24 protein-coding genes and 1 pseudogene are annotated in these 25,231 nt (G+C 56.4%); 14 read left to right on the forward strand and 11 right to left on the reverse strand.

Annotated features, from left to right (window positions below):
* Positions 1–25: 25 nt before the first annotated feature.
* From CMN55_RS06545 to CMN55_RS06555, 3 genes are all read right to left on the reverse strand, one after another.
* Complete coding sequence (locus CMN55_RS06545; RefSeq protein ID WP_293948746.1) at positions 26–895, reverse strand: HpcH/HpaI aldolase/citrate lyase family protein; 870 nt, start codon at positions 893–895, stop codon at positions 26–28.
* Positions 895–1,347 carry a MaoC family dehydratase gene (locus CMN55_RS06550; protein ID WP_293948747.1) on the reverse strand — a complete coding sequence of 151 codons (453 nt, stop codon included), beginning with the start codon at positions 1,345–1,347 and terminating at the stop codon, positions 895–897. Before CMN55_RS06550 ends, CMN55_RS06545 begins: the two co-directional genes overlap by 1 nt.
* Before the next feature lie 75 nt (positions 1,348–1,422).
* The gene (locus CMN55_RS06555; protein ID WP_293948748.1) at positions 1,423–2,640 is read right to left on the reverse strand and encodes an acyl-CoA dehydrogenase family protein; all 1,218 of its coding nucleotides are present in this window, start codon (positions 2,638–2,640) and stop codon (positions 1,423–1,425) included.
* Between the two features lie 414 nt (positions 2,641–3,054).
* Here CMN55_RS06555 and CMN55_RS06560 point away from each other — a divergent pair, with 414 nt between their 5' ends.
* The 4 genes from CMN55_RS06560 to CMN55_RS06575 all read left to right on the forward strand — a co-directional run bounded on the left by CMN55_RS06560 (position 3,055) and on the right by CMN55_RS06575 (position 7,490).
* Positions 3,055–3,786: a TetR/AcrR family transcriptional regulator gene (locus tag CMN55_RS06560; RefSeq protein WP_293948749.1), complete on the forward strand. Its 732-nt coding sequence runs from the start codon at positions 3,055–3,057 to the stop codon at positions 3,784–3,786.
* A gap of 84 nt (positions 3,787–3,870) precedes the next feature.
* Entirely contained in the window at positions 3,871–5,361 is a 1,491-nt protein-coding gene (locus tag CMN55_RS06565; RefSeq protein WP_293948750.1) for an acetyl-CoA carboxylase biotin carboxylase subunit, read from the forward strand.
* 2 nt (positions 5,362–5,363) lie between these two features.
* On the forward strand, positions 5,364–5,879 hold the full coding sequence (locus tag CMN55_RS06570; protein ID WP_293948751.1) for an acyl-CoA carboxylase biotin carboxyl carrier protein subunit: 516 nt from the start codon (positions 5,364–5,366) through the stop codon (positions 5,877–5,879).
* A 3-nt stretch (positions 5,880–5,882) separates the two neighbouring features.
* Positions 5,883–7,490 (forward strand): acyl-CoA carboxylase subunit beta, encoded by a 1,608-nt coding sequence (locus tag CMN55_RS06575; RefSeq protein WP_293948752.1) that lies wholly within the window; start codon positions 5,883–5,885, stop codon positions 7,488–7,490.
* A gap of 31 nt (positions 7,491–7,521) precedes the next feature.
* On the opposite strand, the gene CMN55_RS06580 is transcribed toward CMN55_RS06575, so the two are convergent.
* Together CMN55_RS06580 and CMN55_RS06585 are read right to left on the reverse strand one after the other, a co-directional pair.
* The gene (locus CMN55_RS06580; RefSeq protein WP_293948753.1) at positions 7,522–8,163 is read right to left on the reverse strand and encodes a DUF1109 domain-containing protein; all 642 of its coding nucleotides are present in this window, start codon (positions 8,161–8,163) and stop codon (positions 7,522–7,524) included.
* On the reverse strand, positions 8,153–8,731 hold the full coding sequence (locus CMN55_RS06585; protein WP_293948754.1) for a sigma-70 family RNA polymerase sigma factor: 579 nt from the start codon (positions 8,729–8,731) through the stop codon (positions 8,153–8,155). Before CMN55_RS06585 ends, CMN55_RS06580 begins: the two co-directional genes overlap by 11 nt.
* A 307-nt stretch (positions 8,732–9,038) precedes the next feature.
* Here CMN55_RS06585 and CMN55_RS06590 point away from each other — a divergent pair, with 307 nt between their 5' ends.
* The 4 genes from CMN55_RS06590 to CMN55_RS06605 are packed head-to-tail and all read left to right on the forward strand — an operon-like array spanning position 9,039 to position 11,415.
* Complete coding sequence (locus tag CMN55_RS06590) at positions 9,039–9,299, forward strand: BufA1 family periplasmic bufferin-type metallophore (RefSeq protein ID WP_293948755.1); 261 nt, start codon at positions 9,039–9,041, stop codon at positions 9,297–9,299.
* 23 nt (positions 9,300–9,322) lie between these two features.
* Entirely contained in the window at positions 9,323–10,186 is an 864-nt protein-coding gene (bufB, locus tag CMN55_RS06595) for an MNIO family bufferin maturase (RefSeq protein ID WP_293948756.1), read from the forward strand.
* Positions 10,170–10,946 carry an HvfC/BufC N-terminal domain-containing protein gene (locus tag CMN55_RS06600; RefSeq protein ID WP_293948757.1) on the forward strand — a complete coding sequence of 259 codons (777 nt, stop codon included), beginning with the start codon at positions 10,170–10,172 and terminating at the stop codon, positions 10,944–10,946. The genes bufB and CMN55_RS06600 overlap by 17 nt, the downstream gene beginning before the upstream one ends.
* On the forward strand, positions 10,939–11,415 hold the full coding sequence (locus CMN55_RS06605; RefSeq protein WP_293948758.1) for a DoxX family protein: 477 nt from the start codon (positions 10,939–10,941) through the stop codon (positions 11,413–11,415). Before CMN55_RS06600 ends, CMN55_RS06605 begins: the two co-directional genes overlap by 8 nt.
* Positions 11,416–11,466: 51 nt before the next feature.
* Here the strand turns inward: CMN55_RS06605 and CMN55_RS06610 are convergent, their stop codons facing one another.
* Positions 11,467–12,150 (reverse strand): TetR/AcrR family transcriptional regulator, encoded by a 684-nt coding sequence (locus CMN55_RS06610; protein WP_293948759.1) that lies wholly within the window; start codon positions 12,148–12,150, stop codon positions 11,467–11,469.
* 212 nt (positions 12,151–12,362) lie between these two features.
* Between CMN55_RS06610 and CMN55_RS06615 the strand changes: the two genes are divergently transcribed.
* Both CMN55_RS06615 and CMN55_RS06620 read left to right on the forward strand, forming a co-directional pair.
* Positions 12,363–13,664: a phenylacetate--CoA ligase family protein gene (locus tag CMN55_RS06615; protein WP_293948760.1), complete on the forward strand. Its 1,302-nt coding sequence runs from the start codon at positions 12,363–12,365 to the stop codon at positions 13,662–13,664.
* Between the two features lie 3 nt (positions 13,665–13,667).
* Positions 13,668–14,426, forward strand: coding sequence for an enoyl-CoA hydratase/isomerase family protein (locus CMN55_RS06620; protein WP_293948761.1), 759 nt, complete (start codon positions 13,668–13,670; stop codon positions 14,424–14,426).
* Between the two features lie 109 nt (positions 14,427–14,535).
* On the opposite strand, the gene mdoH is transcribed toward CMN55_RS06620, so the two are convergent.
* A complete protein-coding gene (gene mdoH, locus CMN55_RS06625) occupies positions 14,536–16,548 on the reverse strand; it encodes a glucans biosynthesis glucosyltransferase MdoH (RefSeq protein WP_366931981.1) in 2,013 nt (670 codons plus the stop codon).
* A pseudogene (locus tag CMN55_RS17095) lies at positions 16,526–18,205 on the reverse strand (OpgD/OpgG family glucan biosynthesis protein). Before CMN55_RS17095 ends, mdoH begins: the two are co-directional and overlap by 23 nt.
* A 393-nt stretch (positions 18,206–18,598) precedes the next feature.
* Here CMN55_RS17095 and CMN55_RS06630 point away from each other — a divergent pair.
* The 3 genes from CMN55_RS06630 to CMN55_RS06640 all read left to right on the forward strand — a co-directional run bounded on the left by CMN55_RS06630 (position 18,599) and on the right by CMN55_RS06640 (position 21,484).
* Positions 18,599–20,035, forward strand: coding sequence for a cryptochrome/photolyase family protein (locus CMN55_RS06630; protein WP_293948762.1), 1,437 nt, complete (start codon positions 18,599–18,601; stop codon positions 20,033–20,035).
* Between the two features lie 160 nt (positions 20,036–20,195).
* Positions 20,196–21,146 carry a DnaJ C-terminal domain-containing protein gene (locus CMN55_RS06635; RefSeq protein WP_293948763.1) on the forward strand — a complete coding sequence of 317 codons (951 nt, stop codon included), beginning with the start codon at positions 20,196–20,198 and terminating at the stop codon, positions 21,144–21,146.
* On the forward strand, positions 21,143–21,484 hold the full coding sequence (locus CMN55_RS06640; RefSeq protein ID WP_293948764.1) for a chaperone modulator CbpM: 342 nt from the start codon (positions 21,143–21,145) through the stop codon (positions 21,482–21,484). Before CMN55_RS06635 ends, CMN55_RS06640 begins: the two co-directional genes overlap by 4 nt.
* A gap of 34 nt (positions 21,485–21,518) precedes the next feature.
* On the opposite strand, the gene CMN55_RS06645 is transcribed toward CMN55_RS06640, so the two are convergent.
* Genes CMN55_RS06645 through CMN55_RS06655 form a run of 3 tightly spaced genes read right to left on the reverse strand, consistent with a single transcriptional unit; the run spans position 21,519 to position 24,016 of the window.
* The gene (locus tag CMN55_RS06645; protein ID WP_293948765.1) at positions 21,519–22,109 is read right to left on the reverse strand and encodes a LysE family translocator; all 591 of its coding nucleotides are present in this window, start codon (positions 22,107–22,109) and stop codon (positions 21,519–21,521) included.
* 60 nt (positions 22,110–22,169) lie between these two features.
* Complete coding sequence (locus CMN55_RS06650; RefSeq protein ID WP_293948766.1) at positions 22,170–23,528, reverse strand: MATE family efflux transporter; 1,359 nt, start codon at positions 23,526–23,528, stop codon at positions 22,170–22,172.
* A 44-nt stretch (positions 23,529–23,572) separates the two neighbouring features.
* Entirely contained in the window at positions 23,573–24,016 is a 444-nt protein-coding gene (locus CMN55_RS06655) for a MarR family winged helix-turn-helix transcriptional regulator (RefSeq protein ID WP_293948767.1), read from the reverse strand.
* Between the two features lie 217 nt (positions 24,017–24,233).
* Between CMN55_RS06655 and CMN55_RS06660 the strand changes: the two genes are divergently transcribed.
* Positions 24,234–25,226: an LLM class flavin-dependent oxidoreductase gene (locus CMN55_RS06660; protein ID WP_293948768.1), complete on the forward strand. Its 993-nt coding sequence runs from the start codon at positions 24,234–24,236 to the stop codon at positions 25,224–25,226.
* Positions 25,227–25,231: the final 5 nt, after the last annotated feature.

Here is a 25,231-nt window from a genome sequence, read left to right on the forward strand (position 1 = left end):
CGTATTGCGGGGGTTTTCAAAAGACTCATGAAACAACCGATCGCAGTATCCGCTCGGCATTTTTCCGGTGCGGCATATCAATCATCTGACCGTTCAGCTCCGCCACGCCGTTATCGGCGTGATCCAGCAGCGCAATGACCTGCCGCGCCCAGGCCGCTTGCTCCTCACTTGGGGTAAAGGCCTTGTTGATGGTCGGAACCTGCGCCGGGTGGATTGCGATTTTGCCATCGAAGCCCGCCTTGTAGGAGGCGGCGCATTCGGCGGCGAAGCGGGGCTGATCCTTGAAATCGACAAAGGCGGTATCAATGGCGTCCACGCGGGCCTCCCGCGCGGCCAGCAGGCAGATATCGCGGGCGAGCTGATAGACGCCGGTGTAGACGCCATTCTCATCGCGATTGCCGAAGGAGCCAATATCCGCGGCGATATCTTCGGCGCCCCATGTCAGGCCGGTCAGGCGGGGGTGCGACCAGTCGGAGCGCATGAGATTCCTGACGGCCCTCGCGGTTTCGGTCGCAACAGGGAGAATGCGCACCGTCCCGATGGCGTGCCCCCTGTCCGCTTCGAGCTGATCCAGCTTATCGCTCAGGCGCTGAATATCGCACTGCGATTCACATTTCGGCAAAACAATAGCTTCCGGCGGCGTGTGCATTATGGCGTCGAGATCTTCATCGATCAGGCCCGTATTGAGCCCGTTGACACGTACAAATTTCCGGCTGTCGAACGGCTGTCCAAGTATTTTCCCGAGTAGTTTCCGCGCGGCAGGCTTGCCGGATGCCGGAACCGAATCCTCAAGATCGAAAATCAGGATATCGGCTTGGCAATCCTGCGATTTTTCGATTTTTCGCTCACTGTCGCCGGGAACGAAAAGCAGGGAACGGCATGGAAGCTGTTGCATTATTTTGGCTTCTTGTGCATCAGCGCGGTTCGTTCACAGCTCGCCACCCGATCCCCTTTGTGATTGAAGGCTTCATGGAAAAAAACCACAATGCCGTTGGACGGGCGTGATTTGCTCTCCCGCTTGGCACGGACCGTTGTTCGCGCGCTGATCGTATCGCCGTGAAAGACAGGGTGGGGGAAGGCCACATCGGTCATGCCGAGATTGCCGACCGTGGTGCCGAGCGTTGTTTCGGAAACCCCCATGCCGATCATGAGACCGAGGGTAAAGACGCTGTTGACAATGGGCTGGCCAAATTCGGTTTTTGAGGCGGCATGAAAGTCGATATGCAGGGGCTGCGGGTTGAGGGTCGCATTGCAAAAGGACATATTATCCGTCTCGGTGACCGTGCGCTTCATTGCGTGATCAAAAACCATTCCTTCTTCGAATTCCTCAAACCATAAGCCAGCCATTTTCCATTCTCCTGTTATTCTAAAGACGCATTTTTCCTGGTCAGGCAGGGCCTGCGCCCCGCCGTTCTTTTTGTTTTACATGTCCCTGAGCAGTTCGCGGGCGATGATGGATTTGCGCACTTCCGTTGTCCCTGCGCCGATTTCCAGCAGCTTGATGGAACGGAACAGCCGGTTGATCTCACTTTCCCAGATGTAACCGGTGCCGCCATGCACCTGCACGGCATTGTCGAGCACCGCGTGACAGGAATTCGCCGCATACATGACGGCGGCGGCTGTCAGCTTATGGATATCGCCACGGCCGCCGCCACCGATTTCCAGAGGGGCGGTTGCGGCCAGGCTGTGGTAGGTAAAGGCGCGCATGGTTTCGACCGCGACATACATATCCGCCAGCATGGATTGCACCATCTGGAAGGAACCGATGGGTTTGTTGAACTGCTTGCGCGTCTGCGCATATTCTATGGAAAGCTCCAGCGCGCGCTCGGCTATGCCGAGGCTGACCGGCGCAATCATTGCCCGCTCGATATCCAGGCCGCTCATGACGACCGCGACCCCTTCGTTTTCCGTGCCGATCAGGTTTTCAGCCGGAACCCGGCAATCATCAAAAACCAGCTCCGCCGTCTGGCTGCCGCGAAAGCCCATTTTCGTCAGCTTCTGGGCGACCTTGAAACCGGGGAAGCTGCTCTCAACGATAAATGCCGAAATGCCATGCGCGCCCCGATCCGGCGCCGTTTTGGCATAGACCAGCAATGTGTCGGCAATCGTTCCATTGGTAATGAAAAGCTTGCTGCCATTGAGAATATAATGGCTCCCGTCCCGCCGCGCCGTGGTCCGCATCGAGCCGAGGGCGTCCGATCCGGCGCCCGGTTCCGTCAGGCCCAGGGCGCCGACTTTCCGGCCCGCGCATAAATCGGGGACGTAGCGCTGCCGCTGATCGTTGTTGGCGTTGCGATAGATGTTGTTCAGGCAGATATTGTCATGCACCACATAGCTTAATGCCACGGCATGGTTCCACCGGGCAAAGGCCTGGGCGACAACGCCCGCCGCGATCAGATCGAGACCGACGCCGCCATATTCTTCGGGAATTGTTATGCCGCAGAATCCGGCCTCTGCAATTTTTGGAAATGTGTCCTCCGGCCACCATTCTTCGGCGTCCATACGCTCGGCAAGCGGATAAAGCTCATTTCGCGCGAAACGATCCGCATGATCGAGGATTGCGCGATGATCGGCGCCAAGTTCGAAGGGCATCGCCCCATTATCATTGGTCCCGTGAGACAAATTTCCACCCTGCGCCATTGAAAGCCTCCCTGTTCCCGACAATCGCCCTGCCAACGCATATTGATTTATCAAATTATCAAAGGCAGCGATTGTTTGCGCAGGTTAAATGAATATGACTCATTACGTCAAGGCAAAATATTATGCATAGTAAATATACATTATCATATTGATTTATAAATATAAAAATTGAAATTAAAAATTTCAATTTAAATACGTCAGAAATTATTTTGGATATATTGACATTTTAATGATTTGTATTCACTTTAGGAATCAAAGGATATAAGGTGGCGTCCAGAGCGCATAAAGCATCATTGCGAAGGGGGCGGGATGCGGCAATACAATCGCAAAAGAGCCGGAAATTATGTAATTTTCCGGATGTCTATCTAAGATTGCCAATCCGCAACCGACGCATATGAATGGAGATACACAGCGATGTCAGATGATCTGGATAACGTGACGGGAAGCCCGAAGGCCGTGTCCCCGCAAAAGAAAGGACCAGTGCGTCAGTCGCGCGAGATACGGATGCGCCAGATTGAGGCGGCGGCCCGCGACGTGTTTGCGCAGAAGGGCTATGCGGCGACGTCCATGTCCGAAATCGCGGCGATGGCAGGCATCGTCGAAGGGACGATATACCGATATTACGAAAATAAGCGTGTCTTGCTGCTCTCCGTTCTTCATGCCTGGTATGAGGGAATGTATGCCAAGAATATCGAGAAGATTTCCGGCATAGAAGGGACGCGCGCGCGCTTTCAGGCGCTGATCTGGCAGCATCTTGAATCAATCCGCGCGAACCCTGATCTTTGTCGGTTGTTTTTCTCCGAGGTCAGAAGCTCGCCGGACTATCGCCACAGCAAACTGCATATCCTGAACCGGGCGATCACCAATGTTTTGATGGATATCGTCAAGGAAGGAATCGAAAAGGGCGAATTGCGCGCCGATATCTCGATAACCCTGGTGCGTGATCTCGCCTTTGGCGGCATCGAACATCATGTTTCGTCCTTTCTCGCGCATCATGGCGAGCTGGATCACGATGCTGTCGCGCGGCAGCTCACCGACATCGTGCTGTCCGGTATCTGCAAGGCGGAAACCACAGTTGAGTCTCTTGATAAAGTCGCGGACCGGCTGGAAAAGATTTCGGCGCGGCTTGATATGCAGACGGGTTGACCGATGATTCCGCGTCTCAACAGGTTTCATTCAAGGGGTGAGAATGAAGTCGGTGGGCGCCCAACAGCAAAAGACGGGATAACAATGACGATAAACTCTCCTGCGTTCACAAAGGTTCTGGTTGCCAATCGCGGCGAAATTGCCTGCCGGATTATCCGTGCGCTTTCTGAAATGGGCATCGCGTCGGTTGCGATTTATCATATCAGCGAGCGGCGCGCCCGGCATGTGACGATGGCTGACGAGGCCTTCGAAATCTCAGGTGATACGCCGGTGGCCGCGCATCTTGACGGAGAGCAAATAGTCGCGCTGGCCGTGCAATCGGAGGCCGCCGCCATTCATCCCGGCTACGGCTTCCTGTCCGAAAATGCCGGATTTGCGCGCCGCGTTCTTGCCGCAAAGCTTGCCTTTATCGGGCCCGATCCGGAAACGATTGAGTTGATGGGAGACAAGATCGCGTCGCGGCAGTTTGCGGCAACGCATGGCATTCCCGTCGCGCCTTCCGTTATGCCGACCGGAGATCTGGCGGCCTTTACGGCGGCGGCCGAGAAAATCGGCTTTCCGATTCTGATCAAGGCATCTGCGGGCGGCGGGGGAAAGGGCATGTCCATTGTCCGCTCCGCTGCAGAAGTTGCCGACCGCGCCGCCATTGCAGCGAGTGAGGCGGAACGGTATTTTTCCGACAACCGCATCTATGCCGAACGGTATATCGACCAGCCCCGGCATATCGAAGTGCAGGTGTTCGGCGATGGGGAAGGTGGCGCGCTTCACCTGTATGAACGGGAATGTTCTATCCAGCGGCGCTTCCAGAAGATCGTTGAGGAAGCCCCCGCCGCCAACCTGCCCGAAAGCCTGCGCGCAGAGATTTGCGACGCCGCCGTGCGCCTGACGAAAGCGGCCAGATATCGAAATGCGGGGACGGTCGAATTTATTCTTGCGCCGGATGGAAGTTTTTACTTCCTGGAGATGAACACCCGCCTGCAAGTGGAACACCCTGTCACGGAAGCGGTGACCGGGTTGGACCTGGTTCAGATGCAAATTATGGCGGCGGCGGGTCATCCGTTGCCGCTGAAACAGGAAGACATCACGGTTTCGGGCCATGCGATCGAGTGCCGTATTTGCGCCGAAGATCCCGAGCAGGACTTTTTCCCCGAAACCGGCGCGGTTCTTGCGATGACGCCCCCTCATTCATCCCGCATCCGTCTCGATCACGGCCTTGCGGAGGGGCAGGCGGTTACCTCAAATTTTGATTCCATGCTTGCCAAGCTGATTACGCATGGCGACAGCCGGGAGGCGGCAATCGAGTTAAGCATTGCGGCGTTACAGGAGCTTACCCTGCTGGGTGTTGTGACAAATATCGACTATTTGGCGCGGCTGATTGATCATCCCGATTTTCGCGCGGGCAGAATACATACGGGCTTTGTGACAGAACATGCGGCGGATCTCGCCTTGCCCTCTGCGGCTCTTGAAGACAGGGACGCTGCCATTATCGCGGCGGCGCTCTCCTCGCGGGAATTCAGGGCGCTTGCCTTTGATATTCCCGAACCCTACGCATCCATTGGCGGCTGGAGGAATTGACCGTGACAGTCAGATTTGTTGTCGAAGATAAAGAGTATCCGGTTGACATTATTGCCCGCACGCCCGTTCTTGTCGTGGCGATTGACGGGCGGCAGTATGAGGTTGTCGATCACGGCGCCCATAAAAACCGGCGGAAGATCGAGATCAACGGGCAGGCACATGACTTTATGCTGGCGCATGATGGCAATATCGCGCATCTCAAGTCAAAAAACCGGAGCTGGACAGTCAGCCTTCTGGATCCCCGGCAGGCGACGGAACAGACCGCCGCGAACTCCGATGAAATAAGGGCGCCCATGCCCGGCGTTGTCGTCAGTATCGCAAAGAAAGAGGGCGATACCGTCGCCCGCGGCGAGACGGTTCTAACGATCGAGAGCATGAAGCTGCAAACCAATCTGACGGCGCTTCGCGACGGTGTGATCGGGAAAATTCACAAGCCTCAGGACGCCTTGTTCGACAAGGGCGAGGTGATTGCCTCGCTGGTGCCCGAAACCTCGCAGAACAGTTCCCCGACGGAGTAGCAAATGCACAGGATCAACTCATCCATCAATACGGCGAGCGATGATTTTCGCGCCAATGATGCCCATAACCGAAAATTAATTGCGGAGTTTCGCGAACGGCAGGAGGCGGCGCGGCATGCCCGTCCGGCGCGCGATCTCGCCCGCCTCGAAAAGCATGGTAAAATGCTCCCCCGTCAACGGATCGACATGCTGCTGGATCCGGGAACGCCGTTCCTCGAACTATCGACGCTGGCCGCAAATATGGAATATGACGGCAATGCGCCGGGCGCGAGCATCATCACGGGGATCGGCATTGTCTCAGGGCGTGAGGTTATTATCCATGCGGATGATTCCTCGATCAAGGGCGGCGCCTGGTACCCCCTGTCGATCAAAAAGATTGTCCGCTGTCTGGATATCGCCGTTGAAAACAGATTGCCGGTTATTCATTGCTGCGATTCGGCTGGCGGGTTTCTGCCGCTGCAAAGCGATGTTTTCGCCGACCGGCATATGGCGGGGCGAATGTTCCGCAATCAATGCCTGCTGTCAAAAATGGGCGTCAAGCAGCTTGCTCTGGTGTTCGGTCATTGCACGGCGGGTGGCGCCTACATTCCGGCCCTCGCCGATTACAGCGTGATTGTCCGGGGAACGGGCGGTGTTTTTCTTGGCGGCCCGCCCCTGGTCAAGGCGGCGACGGGGGAAGAGGTCAGCGCCGAGGCGCTGGGTGGCGCCGACATGCATACCAGCATCAGCGGCACCTGTGATTATCCCGCCGCTTCCGAGGCGGACGCGATTGCCATCGGCCGCGAAATAGTCGCGCAGTGGGAAAAGCCGACGAAATGGGCCTGTCAGCGCGAAGAGGCTGCGCCGCCCTATTACGATCCGGAAGAACTCTACGGCATCATTCCCAATGACATCAAAAAGGGCTTTGATATGCGCGAGGTGATCGCCCGTATTGTCGATGGCAGCCGGTTCCATGAGTATCAGCCGAACTACGGGCAAACCCTGATCGCGGGATTTGCCAATATCTGGGGCTGGAAGGTCGGGATTGTCGCCAATAACGGCGTATTGTTCAATGATTCCTCTCTCAAGGCCGCGCATTTCATCGAGCTGTGCAACCAGAACAACACCCCGCTCGTGTTCCTGCAGAATATCACCGGCTATATGGTGGGCGAGACCTATGAACGGCAGGGTATAACCAAAGACGGCGCCAAGATGATCATGGCGCAGGCCTGTTCTCACGTGCCGAAATTTACGGTGATGTGTAACGGCTCCTTCGGCGCCGGAAATTATGGCATGTGCGGCCGCGCCTTCGATGCGCGGTTCCTGTTTGGCTGGCCGAATAACCAGATCGGCACGATGGGCGGAGAGCAGGCGGTTAAAACACTGGTTGAGGTGAAATCCAAACAACTGGAACGCAATGGTGAAGCACTGGACCCGGCAATCCTGAATGAGGTAAAGGAGAAAACCGAGGCGGCCTATATGGAGCAGCTCTCGGCCTATTACTCGACCTCGCAGATATGGGACGACGGCATTCTTGATCCCGTCGATACCCGCAATTCACTCGGAATGGCGATCACCGCTTCCCTGAACGCCCCGCTAGGTGACACCGGATACGGCGTTTTCAGACTCTAACGGTTCGCAGTGATTCCGATGGGACGTCCCGCTACCACCGTAAAAACTTGCTGCCGAGAATGCCTCCGATGACAGACAGCATTAGAATAGGTAGGCCATAGTAGGCAGAGATGTAGGATGCGGTATCCTTGTCGCAATGGAGGCCATAGGCGGTTGCGGCGAGGCAGCCGGCGCCGAACCCGGACAGCATGCCGAGCAGGGCGGGACGCGGGGAGGCCGTTCTGCTGTGCCAGAATTTCCACGTAAGGCCCATGATCGCGCCGCCGCCAATCGATATGACCGACAGGCATAAAAAGGCGGATCTGTCCAGCAGGCTGTCCAGCAGGAACCCTGGTGGGTAGCGGGTCATCTGGAAACTGAACTGCCAGATCAGGAGGGCCGCCGCCAGCAGCAGGGGGGCCAAATGCCCCCATTTAACGCGTCCGCCTGGTCTTGAAATATCCGTGACCAGAAAGATGGTGCCGAGCGCGGCAAGGAAAAACAGTCCCGGCTTCCAAAACATGGCACCGGTTTCAACCGCACGGGCGTAATCATGGCGCAATCCCAGAACACTGAGGATCAGGATCAGGATCACAAACAGGCAACCCGCGCAGTATAGCCATAGCCTGTGGTTGGCCAGAGGCGTGACCGGGTTGAGATCGGCGACAAGCTGATCTATCAGATTATCCTTCATCCTGCATCTCCTGCACGGCGGTCTTCATCTTTTTTATGCCGCGGTGCACCATGATTTTGACCGAAGACGGGCTGTGCCCTGTCTTTTCGCTTACTTCCCGAACGCTCATTTCCTGTAACTTGACCATTTCAATCACTTCCGCCTGCGCAGGCGGAATGAGATTGAGCAGGGTTCGAATATCCTGCTTGGCGCTTTCGTCACGCTCCGGCCGTTGTGACGGAAATTCTTCGTCAATCTCGACTTCCACATATTTGAGGGTCGCGCGCATATGATCAATCCAGCGATGACGTGCGATTGCCCCGATCCATGGCCCGAATGGATATTTGGGATCAAAGGTCTGTCTTTTCCCATGCAATGTCATGAGCGTGTCCTGCACCAGGTCCTCCACGGCATTCTGGTGGATGCGCTTGCTAAAATAAGCCGTCAGCCAGCGTCTCAGATCATTGAGCAGCAGCCGGTATGCCCCCTGATCCCCATTGAGAGCGGCGCGCATCCATTCATCCCACTTCTCACTGTTATACGGCGTCATCAGCGTGTGGTTACACCTGTTGATAAAAAAAGTTTTCATGCGGCTGTTCGGGCAGGTTCGTCAATTGGTAACCATCCTGGCCCCTTGATGGCATGATTTCGCTGGCAGTCTAGTAACTTGCCTGCCGCTTGTCCATGCAGGGGCGGGATATCGGCCCCTCATCACCAGAATGTGCGGAAATAGGAGCAGTCTGCAAAGCGGATATCCGCAGGTTAAAAAAATTTGCATCAGATTGTAACCGAACGGTGTGCGGCCCCGTATTACACATCAGAACGGATCGGCAAACGGTTCTTCGCAGATCATTCATGGGGAATGGTCTGATACTTAAAGTCTGAAAGGAAGTAATATGCAACTCTCCAAATCTGTAATGACGGCCGCTGCCCTCGGAGCTTTTGTCGCCGGTGCTGCGCTTCTCCCTGCCGATACGCAGGCCAAGGATGGTTTCGAGAAATGCGCGGGTATCGTCAAGGCAGGACAGAATGACTGCGCCGCCAATGGCCATAGCTGTCAGGGACAGGCCAAGAAAGACGCGGATTCCAAAGAGTGGGTTTATGTGCCGAATGGCACCTGCGAGAAAATCGTGGGCGGCATGGTTGTCACCGGATAATCACGCCATAAGGAGTTCCTGCCATGCATCAATCGCATTCATCACCTCGATCCGGTATAGGCCTGCGGTCGGTGCATGTGCGGGACCTTTTGAGCGGCCGGGCGCCGGTCGGCTTTCTGGAGGCGCATTCGGAAAACTACTTTGGCGGCGGGGTAGCCCGTCAGCAGATCCGCCAGATTGCGGAAATATATCCCGTGTCGGTGCATGGGGTTGGCCTGTCCCTTGGCCGGGCAGACGGTCTGGATAGGGCGCATATCCGGCATCTTAAAACGCTCGCCGATGAAATAGACCCCCTTTTCGTGTCAGAGCATCTGAGCTGGAGCGGTTATAGCCATAGTCATGTGCCGGATTTGCTTCCCCTGCCGTTTATCGACGAGGCGCTGGACATTTTCGTCGATCATGTCAGCGAGTTTCAGGACAGGATCGGGCGTCAGATACTGGTTGAAAATCCGTCCAATTATCTGGCCTTTGCTGAACTCGACTATAGCGAGCCGGAATTTTTGAACCTGCTTGTCGAGCGGTCGGGCTGTGGCCTGTTGCTGGATATCAACAATATTGCCGTCAGCGCCCATAATCTGGGCTATGACCCCGTGGCCTATATCGACGATATCAGGGCGGACGGTCGGGTGCGGCAATTCCATCTGGCCGGATACCAGATCAATGAGATCGAGAACGGCGAGACCGTCTATCTCGATACGCATGGCAAACCGGTCTACCCCGAAGTCTGGGAGCTTTATGCCCATGCCTTGCGCCGGTTTGGCGATGTTCCATGCCTCATCGAATGGGATACGGATATTCCCGCGCTTGATATCCTTATTGCGGAAGCCGCCAAGGCGGATATCGTCCGCGCGGAGATGAGGGAGGTGCGCCATGCCCGGACTGGCTGAGATTCAGGCCGCCTTCCTGCACGATATTTATACAGGAGAGCGCACGAGCCTTGTGTATCTGGATGCAACGCGGGCGTCACCATCAAGGCTTGATATTTATCGAAACAATGCCGTCCTTGGTCTGACAGACATGCTGGCGCGCGCTTTTCCGGTTCTCGTTCAAATTGTGGGCGAGGAATTCTTCAAAACGGTCGCGCGACACTATATCAGACGTCATCCCCAGCCTTCCGGCAACCGTCATGCTTTTGGCGGGGGGCTGGCGGACTTTCTGGGCGGGTTCAAGGAGGCTCGATCCCTACCATATCTGCGTGACATTGCCGCGATTGAGTGGGCTTATTTTCAGGCGGCGCTGGCCGATGATGCAGAGATGCTCGACTTTGAAAGTCTGGGCGAAGCAATCGCCACTGATCCGGCTTTCGCGCTGACGGTTCATCCTGGCGTGTCCATTGTGCCGCAGACATTCAATGCGCTGGATATCTGGCAGGAACATCAGAAGGAAGAGGTCGGACTGGTCTCTCTCAAATCCGATCCCCATCAACTTGTCATCTGGCGCGGACGGGAGGATTGCGTCCTCATACGCCGCGCTTCGGATGCCCTGGCGGCGCTGGTTTCGCACAGCCGGACAGGCCTGTCTTTCGCCCAATCCATGGCCATTGCCGGGGAAAATCTCACCGATTTGCAGGGATTTCAGCAGGAATTTGCCGACGCCATGAGTCTCGGGCTTTTCGCACGAACCACAAGGGATGTCTTTCATGATTAAATACGCGTCTTCCGTTATGGATCATTTGACGGCACGGTCAAGCTGGCTTCAATCGCTCGCCCTGCTGGCGATCCGGCTCTGGATTGCCAAGGTATTTTTCATGTCCGGGCTGCTGAAGGTCAAAAGCTGGCAGACGACCCTCGCCCTGTTTGCGGATGAGTATAAGGTTCCCGTGCTGTCACCGGAAATAGCGGCCTATCTGGCGACAGCTGCCGAGCTGACGTTGCCGGTCTTATTGGTGCTGGGGTTGATGACGCCCGTTGCGGCGGCGGGTCTGTTCCTGATGACACTCGTGATCGAACTATTTGTCTACCCGGGCACGACCGATCATTATCATTGGTTGCTGCTACTGGCTGTTCTGATCACCCATGGCAGCGGCCGGTTCGGCGCGGATTTCTGGCTTGTCAGAAATATGATGCCGCGCTTTTCATCTCAGGGGCGCATTGACAGGCAGGGCCGCGCCGCCTGACAACGGGCGGGTTCGCAGAAAGGCGCGTTTTCTCTCGGCGATGTAAGGTGCTTACCTGGTCTTCTCTGACAAACGGATATTGTCGCCGATGACCACGCGCATCCAGAGGTTGGACAGAAGATGCGCCACATCCTCCGGTGCGCCGGAATATTTCGTCAGGGTCGGATCTTTGCGGACATAGAGATTGGCAAGATATTCATCCACCATGCCGCCGGCGGCATAGACGATCATCACGCCTTCGGGATCATCCGCCGGCCTGTTGCCAAGACGCCGGGCAATGGCGCTGGCGGTCCGCTTGTTCCAGGTGCTGTTGAGGGACTGATATATTTTTTCAAACTCGGTCGATTCTTCCGTCATCTGCATGAGGCAGCGTAACAGCCCCCGGTTCAGGTAAAACTGCTTCACATAGGAAAGGGTTGTGGCGTAGACCGCATCGGAAAGGCTGTTCTGATTGGCGCCTGCTTCTTTCAGGGATTGAAAGATATGGTGCACAAACTGGGATAGCGTCGTTGTCGTCACACTCATTTTGTCATTAAAATACAGGTAAAATGTCCCTTGCGAGACGCCGGACTGCTTGCAGATGTCGGTAATCCGCAAGTCATGGAAAAAAGTATCCTGAAGCAGCTTGGCGGTTGCGACCATAAGCCGAAGACGCGTGCGGTCACCCTTTTTAAGGGTAACGTCATCCTTTGCCTGCTGTTCCAATACCTTATTGAACGGAATATCTTTTTTCATACCCTCGCCGTATTTTTTATATCTCGACAAAGTAGTATATGTCGTAAATTGTGAAAAATGAACTGACCTTATAACAGCACTTGCATATTACGGTTAGCCTGCACTATAAATAAATATGATGTCATGTTTGGTAAATGTCAACGATCTGCGAAGGCCATACAGGCTGGTTCCGGATTTGTCAAACGGGTTCGCCGGTACAGGAAGGAAGAAAGATGCCGTTGGTAGAGAATGCAGAGTATCTTCAGGAAAGCGAGATGGCGGCTGTCCAGCAAAAGAGATGGGATCGGCAGCGTCTTCATGTTTCCGGGCATTCTGACTTTTTTAAAACATTCTGGGGCGGGGAATTGCCGCCGGAGCGGTTGGAGGATATCGCCGCGCTCCCGCTTTGCGACAAAAGCATGTTGCGGGTAAGCCAGGCCGCCCGGCCGCCGTTCGGCACCTATCTGGCGGCGGCCGATACGGCGGTGAACCGGCTGCACCGAACGTCCGGGACAACGGGCCAGGCCATGAATCTGGCGCTTTCGCAACGCGACAGCCATATCACCGCCGTTGTTGGCGGGCGCAGTCAGCGCGCCGCTGGTCTGGGGCCAGGCCATCGTGTGGTGCATTGCCTGAATTATCAGATGTGGATGGGCGGTCTTACCGATCATATGACGCTTGAGGCAACAGGCGCGCTGGTCGTTCCCTTTGGTGTTGGAAGCACAAAGCTTCTCATCAATACCATTATGGAATTGAACATTACGGCCATTTCCTGCACGCCGTCCTATCCGGCGGTGCTGGAGGCGGTGATCGCGGAACATTTCCCGGGGATAACCCCGGCGGACCTCGGATTGAAGCTCGGGCTGTTCGGGGGCGAAGCGGGGCTTGATAGCCCCGATCTGCGCCGTCGCCTGAAAACGGTGTGGGGGCTGGAACCGCGAAATGCGAACTATGGCGTGTCCGACGTGTTCTGCAACTTCGCCGGTCAATGCGAGCATGATACGGACCTTCATTTTCTTGGCGGCGATGTTCTTTATCCGGAAATAATCGATCCTGATACGGCGGAGAGCCTTCCGATAAAGGCGGGAGTGAGCGGAGAACTGGTGCTGACCCATCTGGAGAGGGAATGCCAGCCGCTTGTGCGCTTTCGCACGGGGGATGTGCTGCGGATTACGGCGACCGGGCCCTGCGTTTGCGGGCGCACGGGTTTTCGCTTTCAGGTCATCGGGCGCAGCGACGATATGGTGGTTGTCAGGGGGATCAATGTATTCCCGACAATGGTTGCCGCCGTCATCAACGGGAATGACCAGCTTTCCGGAGAATATCTTATCCGGCTGAACGGGATGGGACCGTTTGACCAGCTGCCGATCGAGGTTGAGCTAAAAGCTGGTATTTCACCATCTGAAAATCTGGCGGCAGAGGTGACCCGATCCATCAAGGACGCACTTGGGGTCACCGCCGTAGTAACGCTTGCCCGGCCGGGCAGTCTGCCACGGACTTCCGGTAAAACCCGGCGGGTCATCAGGGAGAATTGAAAAATGAATAATACAGTCAAGCTGACAATCTCGGACGGCGTTGCCGAAATACGGTTGAACCGGCCGGAACGGCTCAATGCCATCAATCCCGATCTTCTGGCCGGACTTGCGGATGCGCTGCGGAATGCCCAGGCGGACCCGGATGTCGAAGTGATCCTGCTGTGCGGGGAGGGGCGCGCTTTCTGTGCCGGGGATGATTTGAAGGAATTCAATCAGCAATCAACGGGCGAAGCGGAAACGCGCCGGTTTATCGAAGATATCCAGCTTGTCACCGATCTGATCATGAACGGCGATAAAATAGTTGTGGGGGCGATTCACGGCTGGGCGGTCGGCGGTGGCCTCGAATGGGTGATGAATTGCGATCTGGCGATCATGTCCGAAAGTTGTCGCTGCTTCTTTCCGGAAATTAACCTGGGGCTGTTCGTGACCGGTGGTGTCAGCTCGCTTTTGCCAAATCAGGTCGGGTTGCAGCGCGCGAAAGAGCTGATCCTGTTCGGGGAGCATATTACGGCGGATGAGGCGCTGAAAATGGGGCTCGTATGCCGTGTTGTCCCTGACAAGATATTATACGAACAGGCTCTCAAGACAGCGCGGAAGGTGGCCGAATTGCCCAAAACCGCCCGGCAGAATGTCAAGAAGGTCCTGAACCGGAGCTTCCAGCTTTCCATCAATGAAGCAATGAAACTGGAAACGGACGCGACAGTTGAATGCTTTCTGGACCCCGAAGCAATGATGCGTATTGAAAATTCCCGCATCAACTAAGTGATCGGAAGTTATATCCAGCCGACTTTACGGGATACTGCTCTCTTTTCCCATTGCGGCAGCATCCCTCTGTTCAGTATGCGGACCAAACCTCCCTTTTATGCCATGATCACCCTGCCTGTTTGCCCCGCCGGCCGGTAAACAGATGCCCCATCCAGTTGATAAAATCCCGGCTGTAATAGGCAATCATCTGCGGCCGCATGTCGCTTTGCAACTCCGGCGGAGCCGAGATGAGAGCCTGGGGTTGTGCGGCAATATACGCATTGTCGGCGTCGGAGGCTGCGAGACACTCTTCCAGCCTGTTCAACACGGGGGGAGGGGTGGACTCCTCCGGCGTGACCAGAAGGCCCGCTTTACGCAGGCCATCGCCAAAACCGGTCCGCGATGACCAGACAGCCAGCGGAATGGCGGCGGCCATGCCCAGCGTGACCGGCAGCAGCCAGTAAAAGAGGCTGGGCACCCAGAACCAGGCGATCAAAGACCAGACAATGCCGGCCAGGGTCGGAACCCAGAGGCTGGCCGCCGCATCCTTGTAGGGCAGATACAGGCTGTCCCTGTTCTGGGCGTCCCAACTGACGACATGGCCCGCCAGCGTGGTCAGCACGAAATAGGCGTGCAGGCACATCATCACCGGCGCCAGGAAGATGGAGAATATAGTCTCGATAATGGCGCTGCATGTCAGACGAAGGCCACCGCCGAAACCACGCCGCTCTTCACCATTGAACAATGTCAGGATGAGACCAGCGACCTTGGGCCCCAGCAGCATGATAACGGTCAGGGTGAAAAGGGAAACGATCTTGTTGTATTCCACAACCTGCCAGTTCGGGAAAAGCTGCGGGCCGTTGCCGAAGAACTGGTGCGGAATGACGGCGCGCATCACCCCGTCGATGGTGGTCAGTACCAGCAGCAGCAACCACAGCAGCGAGGAGACATACGCGAGAGCGCCAAGCAGGAAATGCAGCCGACTGATGCCATGCAGGCCCCGCACGCCGAGAAGCTTCAGATGTTGCAGGTTCCCCTGCGCCCAGCGTTTATCGCGCTTGGCATACTCCAGCAGATTTCCCGGCAACTCTTCGTAGGAGCCTTGCAGATCCGGCATCAGATAGACGCGCCAGCTGCCCCGGCGGATGAAGGCCGCTTCGACAAAATCATGGGAAAGGATGTCCCCGCCAAGCGGCGCTTTTCCGGGCAATGTAGGCAGGCCGCAATGGTTGATAAAGGCCTGCGAGCGGATAATCGCGTTATGGCCCCAGTAGTTGCATTCGCCCATCTGCCAGAAGCTGAGCCCGCTCGCCAGCATGGGGCTGTAAAGGCGGGAGGCGAATTGCACATAGCGGCCGAAAAATGTCTTCTGCCGGACGGGCATGGGNACCGTNTGGATGATCCCGGCCTCCGGATTTGTTTCCATGGCGCGGGCCAGCGTCACGACGGTTTCGCCGCTCATCAGGCTATCNGCNTCNAGAACCAGCATATGNTCATAGNCGCGGCCCCAGCGGCGGCAGAAATCNGCNACATTTCCGGCNTTTTTGCCGCTGTTGTCGTCCCGGCGNCGATAGAAAANACGTNCNTCGGCGCCAAGGCGNNCCGNCATNCGCTGCAATCCGGCNACTTCTTCACGGGCAATGTCTTCATTGCGGGTATCGCTGAGGAGGAAGAANTGAAACGCCTCGCCTTCCCCGGTNTCCATGATGGAGCTGTAGGTNGCTTCCAGCCCGGCCAGNACGCGTTCCGGNTCTTCGTTATANACGGGCATGATAACCGCTGTNCGCGAGGTGAGGGGAGCCTTCNCGATGTCNTTCGCCCGGATTCGGNGNNGCAGCGATANCGGATCAAGNTTCAGCACATGACAGAGGAAGCCCGCCNCCGCCGACCAGAAGGANATCACCAGCCATGAAAAGGTAATGGTGAACAGGGTCAGGATCATNAACTCNACNGCGGTCATGCCGTTCGCCACCAGAATGTCNAACATCATGCGGCAGGAAANACCCGCAGTCAGCACCACAAGCGTAAAAAANATGATCCGTCTTTCCCAACCGAAAGGAATGGAAAGCCGCTTGTCCTGCCCGTCCGCTGTTGAAGCGGCGCGNCGCATCTTCAATTTATTTGGCATCAATAGGCTCATAGAGATANCTCCAGGTTTCGGTCAGGCGCTGGCCCCGTAATGTCAGGAAAGCGCGCATATCGGCGGGGTNTNTCNCGNNNTCTTGCAGNCGGAAGGACAAACGCCAGGTATCGGTNCCGGGCAGCTTNTGCAGCACNACATCGTCGATTTTGCCTTTCGTCGTCTNAATNTCGGNTTTGACGGGCTGNTCCGGATGCAGGGTNGAGAGGTCNCCNCCCTTGAAATCNATCATGAAACGCCGGACGCTCCTCGGCTGTGCTGTTGTGTCGCCCGGAATNCCGCCCCACCCCGTTCTTGTNAGAAGGACNCGCGCCAGATGGTTTGCCTGATCCACATGGCTGAGGCTGGTCATTCGATAGGAAAGAGANACNGNNTTATTCGTGNTGAAAGGNNCATCGAATACCCAGAAGGCGACAATATTGTCATTGATTTCTTCAGCGGAAGGNATTTCCACCAGCCGGACACTGCCCTTGCCCCAGCCTTCGCCGCGCGGCTCTATCCACAGGCTNGGCCGTTGATGGTAATGGGTTTCAAANTCCATATAGTTGTTATAATCCCGATCACGCTGGATCAGNCCNAAGCCCCGGGGATTGATATCCATGAAGGANCTGACCCGCAAATGCCGGGGGTTGGTCAAGGGGCGCCATATCCATTCATCACTGCCGGTATGCATCAGNAGNCCATCCGAATCATGGACTTCCGGGCGGAAATCATCAAAATGGCGGGTGCTGTTTTCTCCGTAAAGAAACATGCTGGTCAANGGCGCAATGCCGATCTGATGGCCGCCATCGCGCTGNTANANTACCGTATCCACATCCACNGCCGTGCGGGTGCCGGGCGTGATGACAAANCGGTANGCGCCGGTAATGGACGGGCTGTCNAGAAGGGCGAAAAGCGTTATGCTNGTGGCGTCGGCCGCNGGTTTGACGAGCCANAATTCCCGAAAGGANGGGAACTCNTCCCCTGAAGGGAGGGCNGTGTCCACGGCNAGGCCGCGCGCNGANAGCCCGTAAAACTGNTCCCGCGCCAGAAGGCGGAAATAGGATGCGCCGAGGAAAACAGCCAGCTCNTCCTTATANTCCGGGTTATTGAGCGGAAAATGGANNCGGAANCCNGCATAGCCGAGNTCGGCGGGCACTTTTTCTTCNACNCCCTCNCCATCATAGCGAAAGAGAGANTTGTCAAANGGCANCGGGGCAACCTTGCCATCTTCAAGCAGGTTGATGCTGACCGGGGCCTTGAACAGGAAGCCGGGATGAAAGAGCTGTANCTCGAAGAGAGACTGGTCCCGCCAAATGGCGGCCTCTTTACGAAAGCGGATCTTCTGNAAATCCTCATAGGTCAGATTGTTCAGCCCNTCATCGGTAACCTGTTCCGGCGCGGCATAGGGNNCGGCGGCNAGCGCNCGCGCCTTTTCAACCACCNNGCNGAACAGGGNNTCCGNGNTNACAGGCTGCGTTGCCGCNGNCTCNGCCGCTTGCGCAACAACNGGTTCTGTTGNNTCCGCCGNGGCGGGCTTTGCAGGCTCCGTAACCGCNTTTGCGGCCTCTGANCCAACGGGNGNGGTCTGCGCNCCNGCCATGCCGGGCATCAATNCAAACAACCCGAAAAATGCGATNAGNGTTGCTGTCGTAACCGAATAGATATTCTTTTCCATCTGCCTTCGTTTTCTGTACTGACTGCTATAACAAGGCTTACCCACGCGCCACTGTGACCGCCATATTCACCCGATTTCGCATCAATTCCCTTCAGGAACAATGGAATCAGTGTCTATAAATAATATGGATGAACTAGGTATCGAATGTGGCGAAAATTGGTACGCGACGCCCGTCGGTAATTAGCGACTGAATTGGGGCAAAATTTTGGCAGAACAAGGGTAAGTCCCCGGAATGACAAAAAAATTATTGATTTTGCAGGCGCGAGCACCAGTTTTCATGCCATTGCATTGACAGGGTTCTTTAGGGGGCGGGCGCGCATCGTTTCCAAGGCGGGTTGCAAACGTCCGAGGGGCCATTAAAAGGAGAATCGGGCTTGGACGAGGGAGGGGCGAATGTCCGGTGAAACGATATCCATCTTCTGGTTCAGGCGGGATCTTCGTCTGGCTGATAATCCAGGCCTGAAAGAGGCTGCGAATTCCGGTCGCATTCTGCCGATCTATATCCTGGACGAGAGCGAGCCTGAGGAGTTGCGCATGGGGGGCGCGTCAAGATGGTGGCTGCATCATTCCCTCATATCGCTCAATAAAGCGCTGGAAAACAGCCTCAATCTCTATCGGGGGAAGCCGGATGATATCCTTGCGGAGATCATCAAACGGCATGATGTCCGGATGGTATGCTGGAATCGCTGCTATGATCCGTGGCGTGTCGGGGAGGACAGACAGATAAAGGAAAATCTGAAGGCAGGGGGCATAGCGACGAAAAGCTTTAACGGATCGCTTTTATGGGAACCATGGGATGTCTTGAAAGCGGACAAGACGCCTTACCGGGTCTTCACGCCTTTCTATCGCAAGGGTTGTCTCGGCGCAGTCCCCCCTCGCAAGCCAACCGGAAAAATGCGGCAACTCTCCCTCGTCCGGGACGAACGCTCTCTTTCGCTTGATGATCTGCATCTTCTGCCCCGGACAAGATGGGATCGCAAGCTTGAGCCGCACTGGAAGGTGGGCGAGGAAGGAGCACAGAAACGGCTGGCTGAATTTCTGCAAACGGGCCTTGAAGGCTACCGGAAAGGGCGGGATTTTCCGTCACAAGAAAATGTCTCCCGTCTGTCGCCATATCTGCACTTTGGCGAAATTTCACCCCATCAAATCTGGCATACCCTCCGAATGCAAGGCGAAAGCGCCCATATCGATCATTTTTGCACTGAACTTGGCTGGCGTGAGTTTTCCCATCATCTGCTCTATCATTTTCCAACCCTGCCCTCTGAAAACTGGCAGAAAAAATTTGATGCCTTTCCCTGGACAGATGATCCGGGCCAATTATCGCTCTGGCACAGGGGGATGACGGGATATCCCATTGTCGATGCAGGCATGCGGGAACTCTGGCAAACAGGGTATATGCATAACCGGGTGCGGATGATCGTCGCTTCTTTCCTGACAAAAAACTTGCTGATTGACTGGCGCCATGGCGCCCGCTGGTTTCAGGATTGTCTGGTGGATGCGGACCTCGCGAACAATAGTTCAAACTGGCAGTGGGTGGCGGGCTGCGGCGCGGATGCCGCGCCTTATTTCCGGATATTCAATCCCGTCACACAGGGGGAGAAATTCGATGCCGATGGGGCTTATACCCGCCAATATGTGCCGGAGCTGGCAAAACTGCCAGATCGGTATCTCTTCAAACCTTGGGAGGCGACAGCGGATGTGCTGGCTGAGGCGAATGTGGCACTCGGGGAGAGCTACCCCTTGCCCGTTGTCGATATCCGAACGTCGAGAGAACGGGCGCTCGCCGCCTATGCGGGGCTCAAATCACCTTCATCGGACTCCGGCGTATAGACCGCCTCCCCATACGGATGGGGGTCTTGCAGTACCGCAGGTTTATTTCCATATCCATGAAAGGCAGAAAACGGTATTGTAAGGCCAAATGGCGGATGATTCCGTCATGGCTTACAATATGAAAATCACTGCCTTGCAGATGGTGCAAAGGTGGAATTGAATGATGGATAAAGACAATCCATATAAAGTGCTCGGGGTGGAGCCAGCCGCCACGGACAAGGAAATCAAATCAGCGTATCGCAAACTGGCGAAAGAGCTGCACCCGGATCTCAATCCGGGAGATGCAAAGGCGGAGGAGCGGTTCAAGGCGGTCTCTGCGGCCTATGCCATTGTCGGCGACAAGGAACAGCGCGCCCGGTTTGATCGCGGTGAGATTGATGCCGCCGGTCATGAGACGCCAAAGCAGCAATATTACCGTTCTTATGCAGGTTCAGGGCCGGACACCCAGTATTATTCCACGGGCGGATTTGACGATTTCGGGGACGAAAGTGATCTCTTTTCCGAGCTTTTCAGACGCGCCCGGTCGGGGCAGGGCGGCAATGCGCGCGGGTTTTCGGGTCCGATTCCGGGACAGGACATGCAGTATCACCTGACTGTCGGCTTTATGGATGCCGTGCGCGGCGCCAGAAAACGTCTTACGATGCCGAATGGCGAAACCCTTGACGTGGCTGTGCCGGCCGGTATTCGCGATGGTCAGAGTATTCGTCTGAAAGGCAAGGGCGGTGAAGGGTTTAATGGCGGTCCCGCCGGAGATGCCTATGTCCAGATCGCCGTCGGGTCGCACCGTCTATTCCGCCGGGAGGGTAAGGATATATTGATGGAGTTGCCCCTGACGCTGGATGAAGCGATATTGGGGGCGAAAATTGCGGTGCCCACCATTCATGGCAACGTCAATGTGACGGTGCCTGCGGGTGCAAACACGGGTCAGACGCTGCGCCTTAAAGGTAAAGGGATCGCGGCCGGTAAATCCGGGGATGCGGGGGATCAGCTTGTCCGGCTGAAGGTCGTGCTGCCAAAGAAAATTGACGCCGAACTCGCATCATTCATGGAAAAATGGCGGGAGAAACATGGCTATCCGGTCAGGCAGGAATTGGAAGGAGCCGTCGGATGATCGGCGAAAGAGATGTCATTCACCGTCTGGAAGGGGTTAGCCTGACGCGGCTTCGGCTCTGGGTCAAACGCGGATGGGTCATGCCGCATGAAGAGGGCGGGGAATACCATTTCCGCGAGATCGACATTGCCCGGCTGGAACTGATCCGCCAGCTCAAGATTGATATGGACGTGAATAACGAAGCGATCCCCATTGTCCTGTCATTGATCGATCAGATTCACGGGCTGCGGTTTGAGCTGAAAACCCTGGCGCAGGCCGTGGAGGCGCAGCATCAGGATATTCAGTCGGCAATTTTGCGGGCATGTTCCGATGCGCATGCCCGTTCCGGACCACGCTGAAGAAATATTGCGGGAACTTGTCCCGCCCGGCACTCTAGAGGTTCGAGAATAAGGCGAGCGCCACAACGGCGAGCATGGCAAGGGCCATCAGCAGGTTGATCCGGAACTGGATATGGGGCGCCAGCTCCAGCCGTTTGATCATGATTCCCGCGCCGAGCCAGAGCAGATGCACAGGGATCCAGATCGCGTTCAGCAGCAGGAACTTGAACAAGGTCTCCATCGCCAGGGCATCGGGCATGAAGGGAAAACCGGTAAACAGCGCGGTGTTGACGGCATACGCCTTGGGATTGATGAATTGCAGCGTTATCCCGGAAAACAGGCCCGGCTGGTGGCTTGATTCAATAAAGGCGATCTTCGCCCCTGCCGTCGCAATGCGAAAGGCGAGATACAGAAGATACAGGATTGACAGTCCCAGCAGGATGTTGCGGATAACGGGGACGGAAAAGACAATAGCGGCCAATCCGGAGATGACCGCCAGCACGACAATATTATTGCCGATAAACAGCCCGGTAACATAACGCAGCCCGGCCTGCCGCCCGAAGGCGGAGCCAACACCGGCGGTTGACAGAACACCGGGGCCGGGGGTGATGATCAGAAAGAAAACCGCCAGAAAAAATGTAATCATCCACCTTGCTCCGCTTTCATCCTCTGCCCGGCTGGAGGTCTTTATCTTCCGACCTGCCGACTACCAGCGGACAATATATACTGCGAAGGCGGTTGCAAGGCCATAAATGGCCATGGCGACGCCGATGAGGGCGAAAATCGTCCAGTCCGGCGCGCCGTAGAGTGTCAGAAGCCCGCCGCCCATGGCGACAACCACGAGCCGGGCGGTAGAGGCAAGAACCGGCCCAACCATCTTGCCCGATCCTTGTGAGGAGAAATAAAGGCACAGCCCCAGCCCGAACAGCCCGTAAAAGGGGCCGACCCAGGCGAAATAGAGCGCGGCGGACTGCAAAACGCCCGGATCCTCTGTAAACATGCCCGACCAGAGGTTCGGGTAGAAGGCGACAATAACGCCGATGATGCCGATAAACACGGCGGCGGTCACGCTGCCGGTCCAGGCGACTTTCCGTGCCCTTTGCGGATTACGGGCACCGATTGCCATGCCGACCATGGGGACACAGGCGACGCCGATGGCAAAGACAATGGGGATGAGAAGAAATTCAAGCCGGGCCCCGATCCCGTATCCGGCAAGGGCGGTGACACCAAATTCGGAGACAAGCCGGGTCAGGATCAGCACGGTCAGCACGGTTTGCAACGGAGAGGCGCAGGAGACAGCGCCGACCTTGAGAATATCCCGGAACATTTCCCGGTTCAGCCGGACTCCTTTCAACGTCAGGGTAAGGCGTGCGCGTCCGGAAATCAGATACAGAAACAGGAAGATCGCGCCGGAGCTGTAGGATATGACGAAGCCGAGCGCGATGCCGGGCATGCCATAGGCGGGCACAGGCCCCCATCCCAGACCGAACATTCCGGCGAGCAAAAACTGAACCACCGCGATAACAAGCAGCGTCGCCGAGGGGATTTTCATTTCACCGCAACCGCGGATGATGGAGGCAAGCGTATTGGTCAGCCAGATGCCGACCGCTCCGGTGAAGGCGACATTCGAATAGGCCAGCGCTTCTTTCAGGACATTCCCGGACCCGCCCAGCAGGCTGTAGATACTTTCCCCCAGTAGCAGGAAAAATACGCAGAAAAATATCCCCGCCAGCCCGCCGATAACAAGCGCATGGATGGCAAGCTGAGTGGCCCGCAGATGATTGTCCGCCCCAAGTGCGCGGCTGATGGAGGAGGAAACGCCCCCGCCCATGGCGCCGGAGGACATCATCTGTTGCAGCATCACCATGGGAAAGACAAGAGCAAGCCCGGCCAGCGCGGAAATGCCGATCCGGCCGGCATAGCCGGTTTCCGCAATGGCGACGAGCGCGGCAGCAAACATGGCAACGGCATTGGGCAGGCTAAGGCGGAGCAATGTCCCGAAGATCGGGGCGGTCAGTAACGGGTTGGACGGAGGCGCTGCGGGGGCGGGGGACAGCTCGGTCATTGTTATTCCTTATTATCTGTATATACAGTTATCCGGTAAATAGATCAGTCACGCAGGTCGTCGATCATGCCGTCAATGGTATCAGCCAGAAAGGCGCTTCTTTCCGGGCCAAGGGTTGCTGCAATCCGGTCCTGGGCCGCCTGCCATCCGGGGCGGGCCGCTTTGTAACGGGCCGTTCCTGCTTCCGTCAGGTCAAGCTTGCGGCTGCGCCGATCCTTTTCATCCGCGGTCAGAACCACATAGCCCTGCCGTTCCAGCGGGCGGAGGTTGCGGGTCAGTGTCGTCGGGTCCATCACCAGCTTTTCGGCGAGGGCGCCAACATTGATGCCGCCGAAATGATAGAGATGCCCCAGAAGCCCGTATTGCGTAATGGTCAGCCCATAGGGTTCAAGCTCATGGTCATAGATTTGCGTGACCCGCCGGGCGGCCTTGCGAAAGCGGAGGGCGCTACAACTCGACCTGAAGTTTTCATGGGCTTTTTGCGTCATACTTTCTATATATCTGCATATGCAGATAATTGCAATGAAATAACGCCTGAAAGTGATTTACCCGACTGTCCCTGTATCCAATGGAAAATTTATTGGCATCAGGGGGAGGCTTCTTGTTAAGTTGACATGGCAACAGGCATGTGGCGGAAACAGAATATGTCCGACATTTCGCTCTGCTGCTGGCGCGGGCGCAAGAAACAAGAGGAATGATAATCCCATGACCAAACTATCCGTGCTTGATCTCGCTCCCATCAATGAAGGGAGTGATGCCGCGCAATCCTTCAGAAATTCTGTCGATGTCGCCCAGCTTGCCGAAAAGCTTGGTTATCAGCGCTACTGGCTGGCGGAGCATCATAATATTCCCGGCATTGCCAGTGCGGCGACGGCGGTTCTGCTGTCCCATGTGGGCGCGAAGACAAAAACAATCCGCATCGGATCGGGCGGTGTCATGTTGCCAAATCATGCACCGCTGGTGATTGCGGAACAGTTCGGCACGCTGGCCTCGCTCTATCCGGGGCGGATTGATCTGGGGCTTGGCCGGGCGCCGGGGACGGACGGGGTAACGGCGCAGGCCCTGCGACGCAGCCTGAGCGGCAGTGTTGATATGTTCCCGCGCGATGTCATGGAGTTGCAGCAGTATTTTGCCGAACCCGCGGCCAATCAGCAGGTTGTGGCGGTGCCGGGTTCCGGTTTGAAAGTGCCGATCTGGATATTGGGATCGAGCCTTTACGGGGCCGAACTGGCGGCCCATTTCGGGCTTCCTTACGCCTTTGCCTCCCATTTTGCGCCGACCGATTTGCGTCAGGCGTTGTTCATCTATCGCCAGAATTTCAAGCCGTCCGAGCAGCTTGATCGTCCCTATGTCATGGCGGCGATGAACCTTCAGGCGGCTGATACCCGGGAAGAGGCGGATCTCATGGCGACCTCCATGATGCAGACGGTGCTGGCGCTGGCGCGCGGAGCGCCGGTCAAGTTGCAGCCGCCGGTTGAGGGATTTGCGGAGCGGCTCGGCCCCCATGAGCGGGCGGCCATTTCCCGTTTCATGACCTATATTGCCCTTGGCAATGCGGAGGATGTCCGTGACAGCCTGCTGAAGTTCAAGGCGGAAACGGCGGCCGATGAAATTATCCTGAGCGCTCAGATATATGATCACAAGGCGCGGCTGCGGGCGCTGGAAATCGCTGCGGAGGCGATGGACACGCTGGCCTGAGTGCG

The organism is Sneathiella sp. (genome assembly GCF_002694385.1).
GTDB lineage: Bacteria > Pseudomonadota > Alphaproteobacteria > Sneathiellales > Sneathiellaceae > Sneathiella.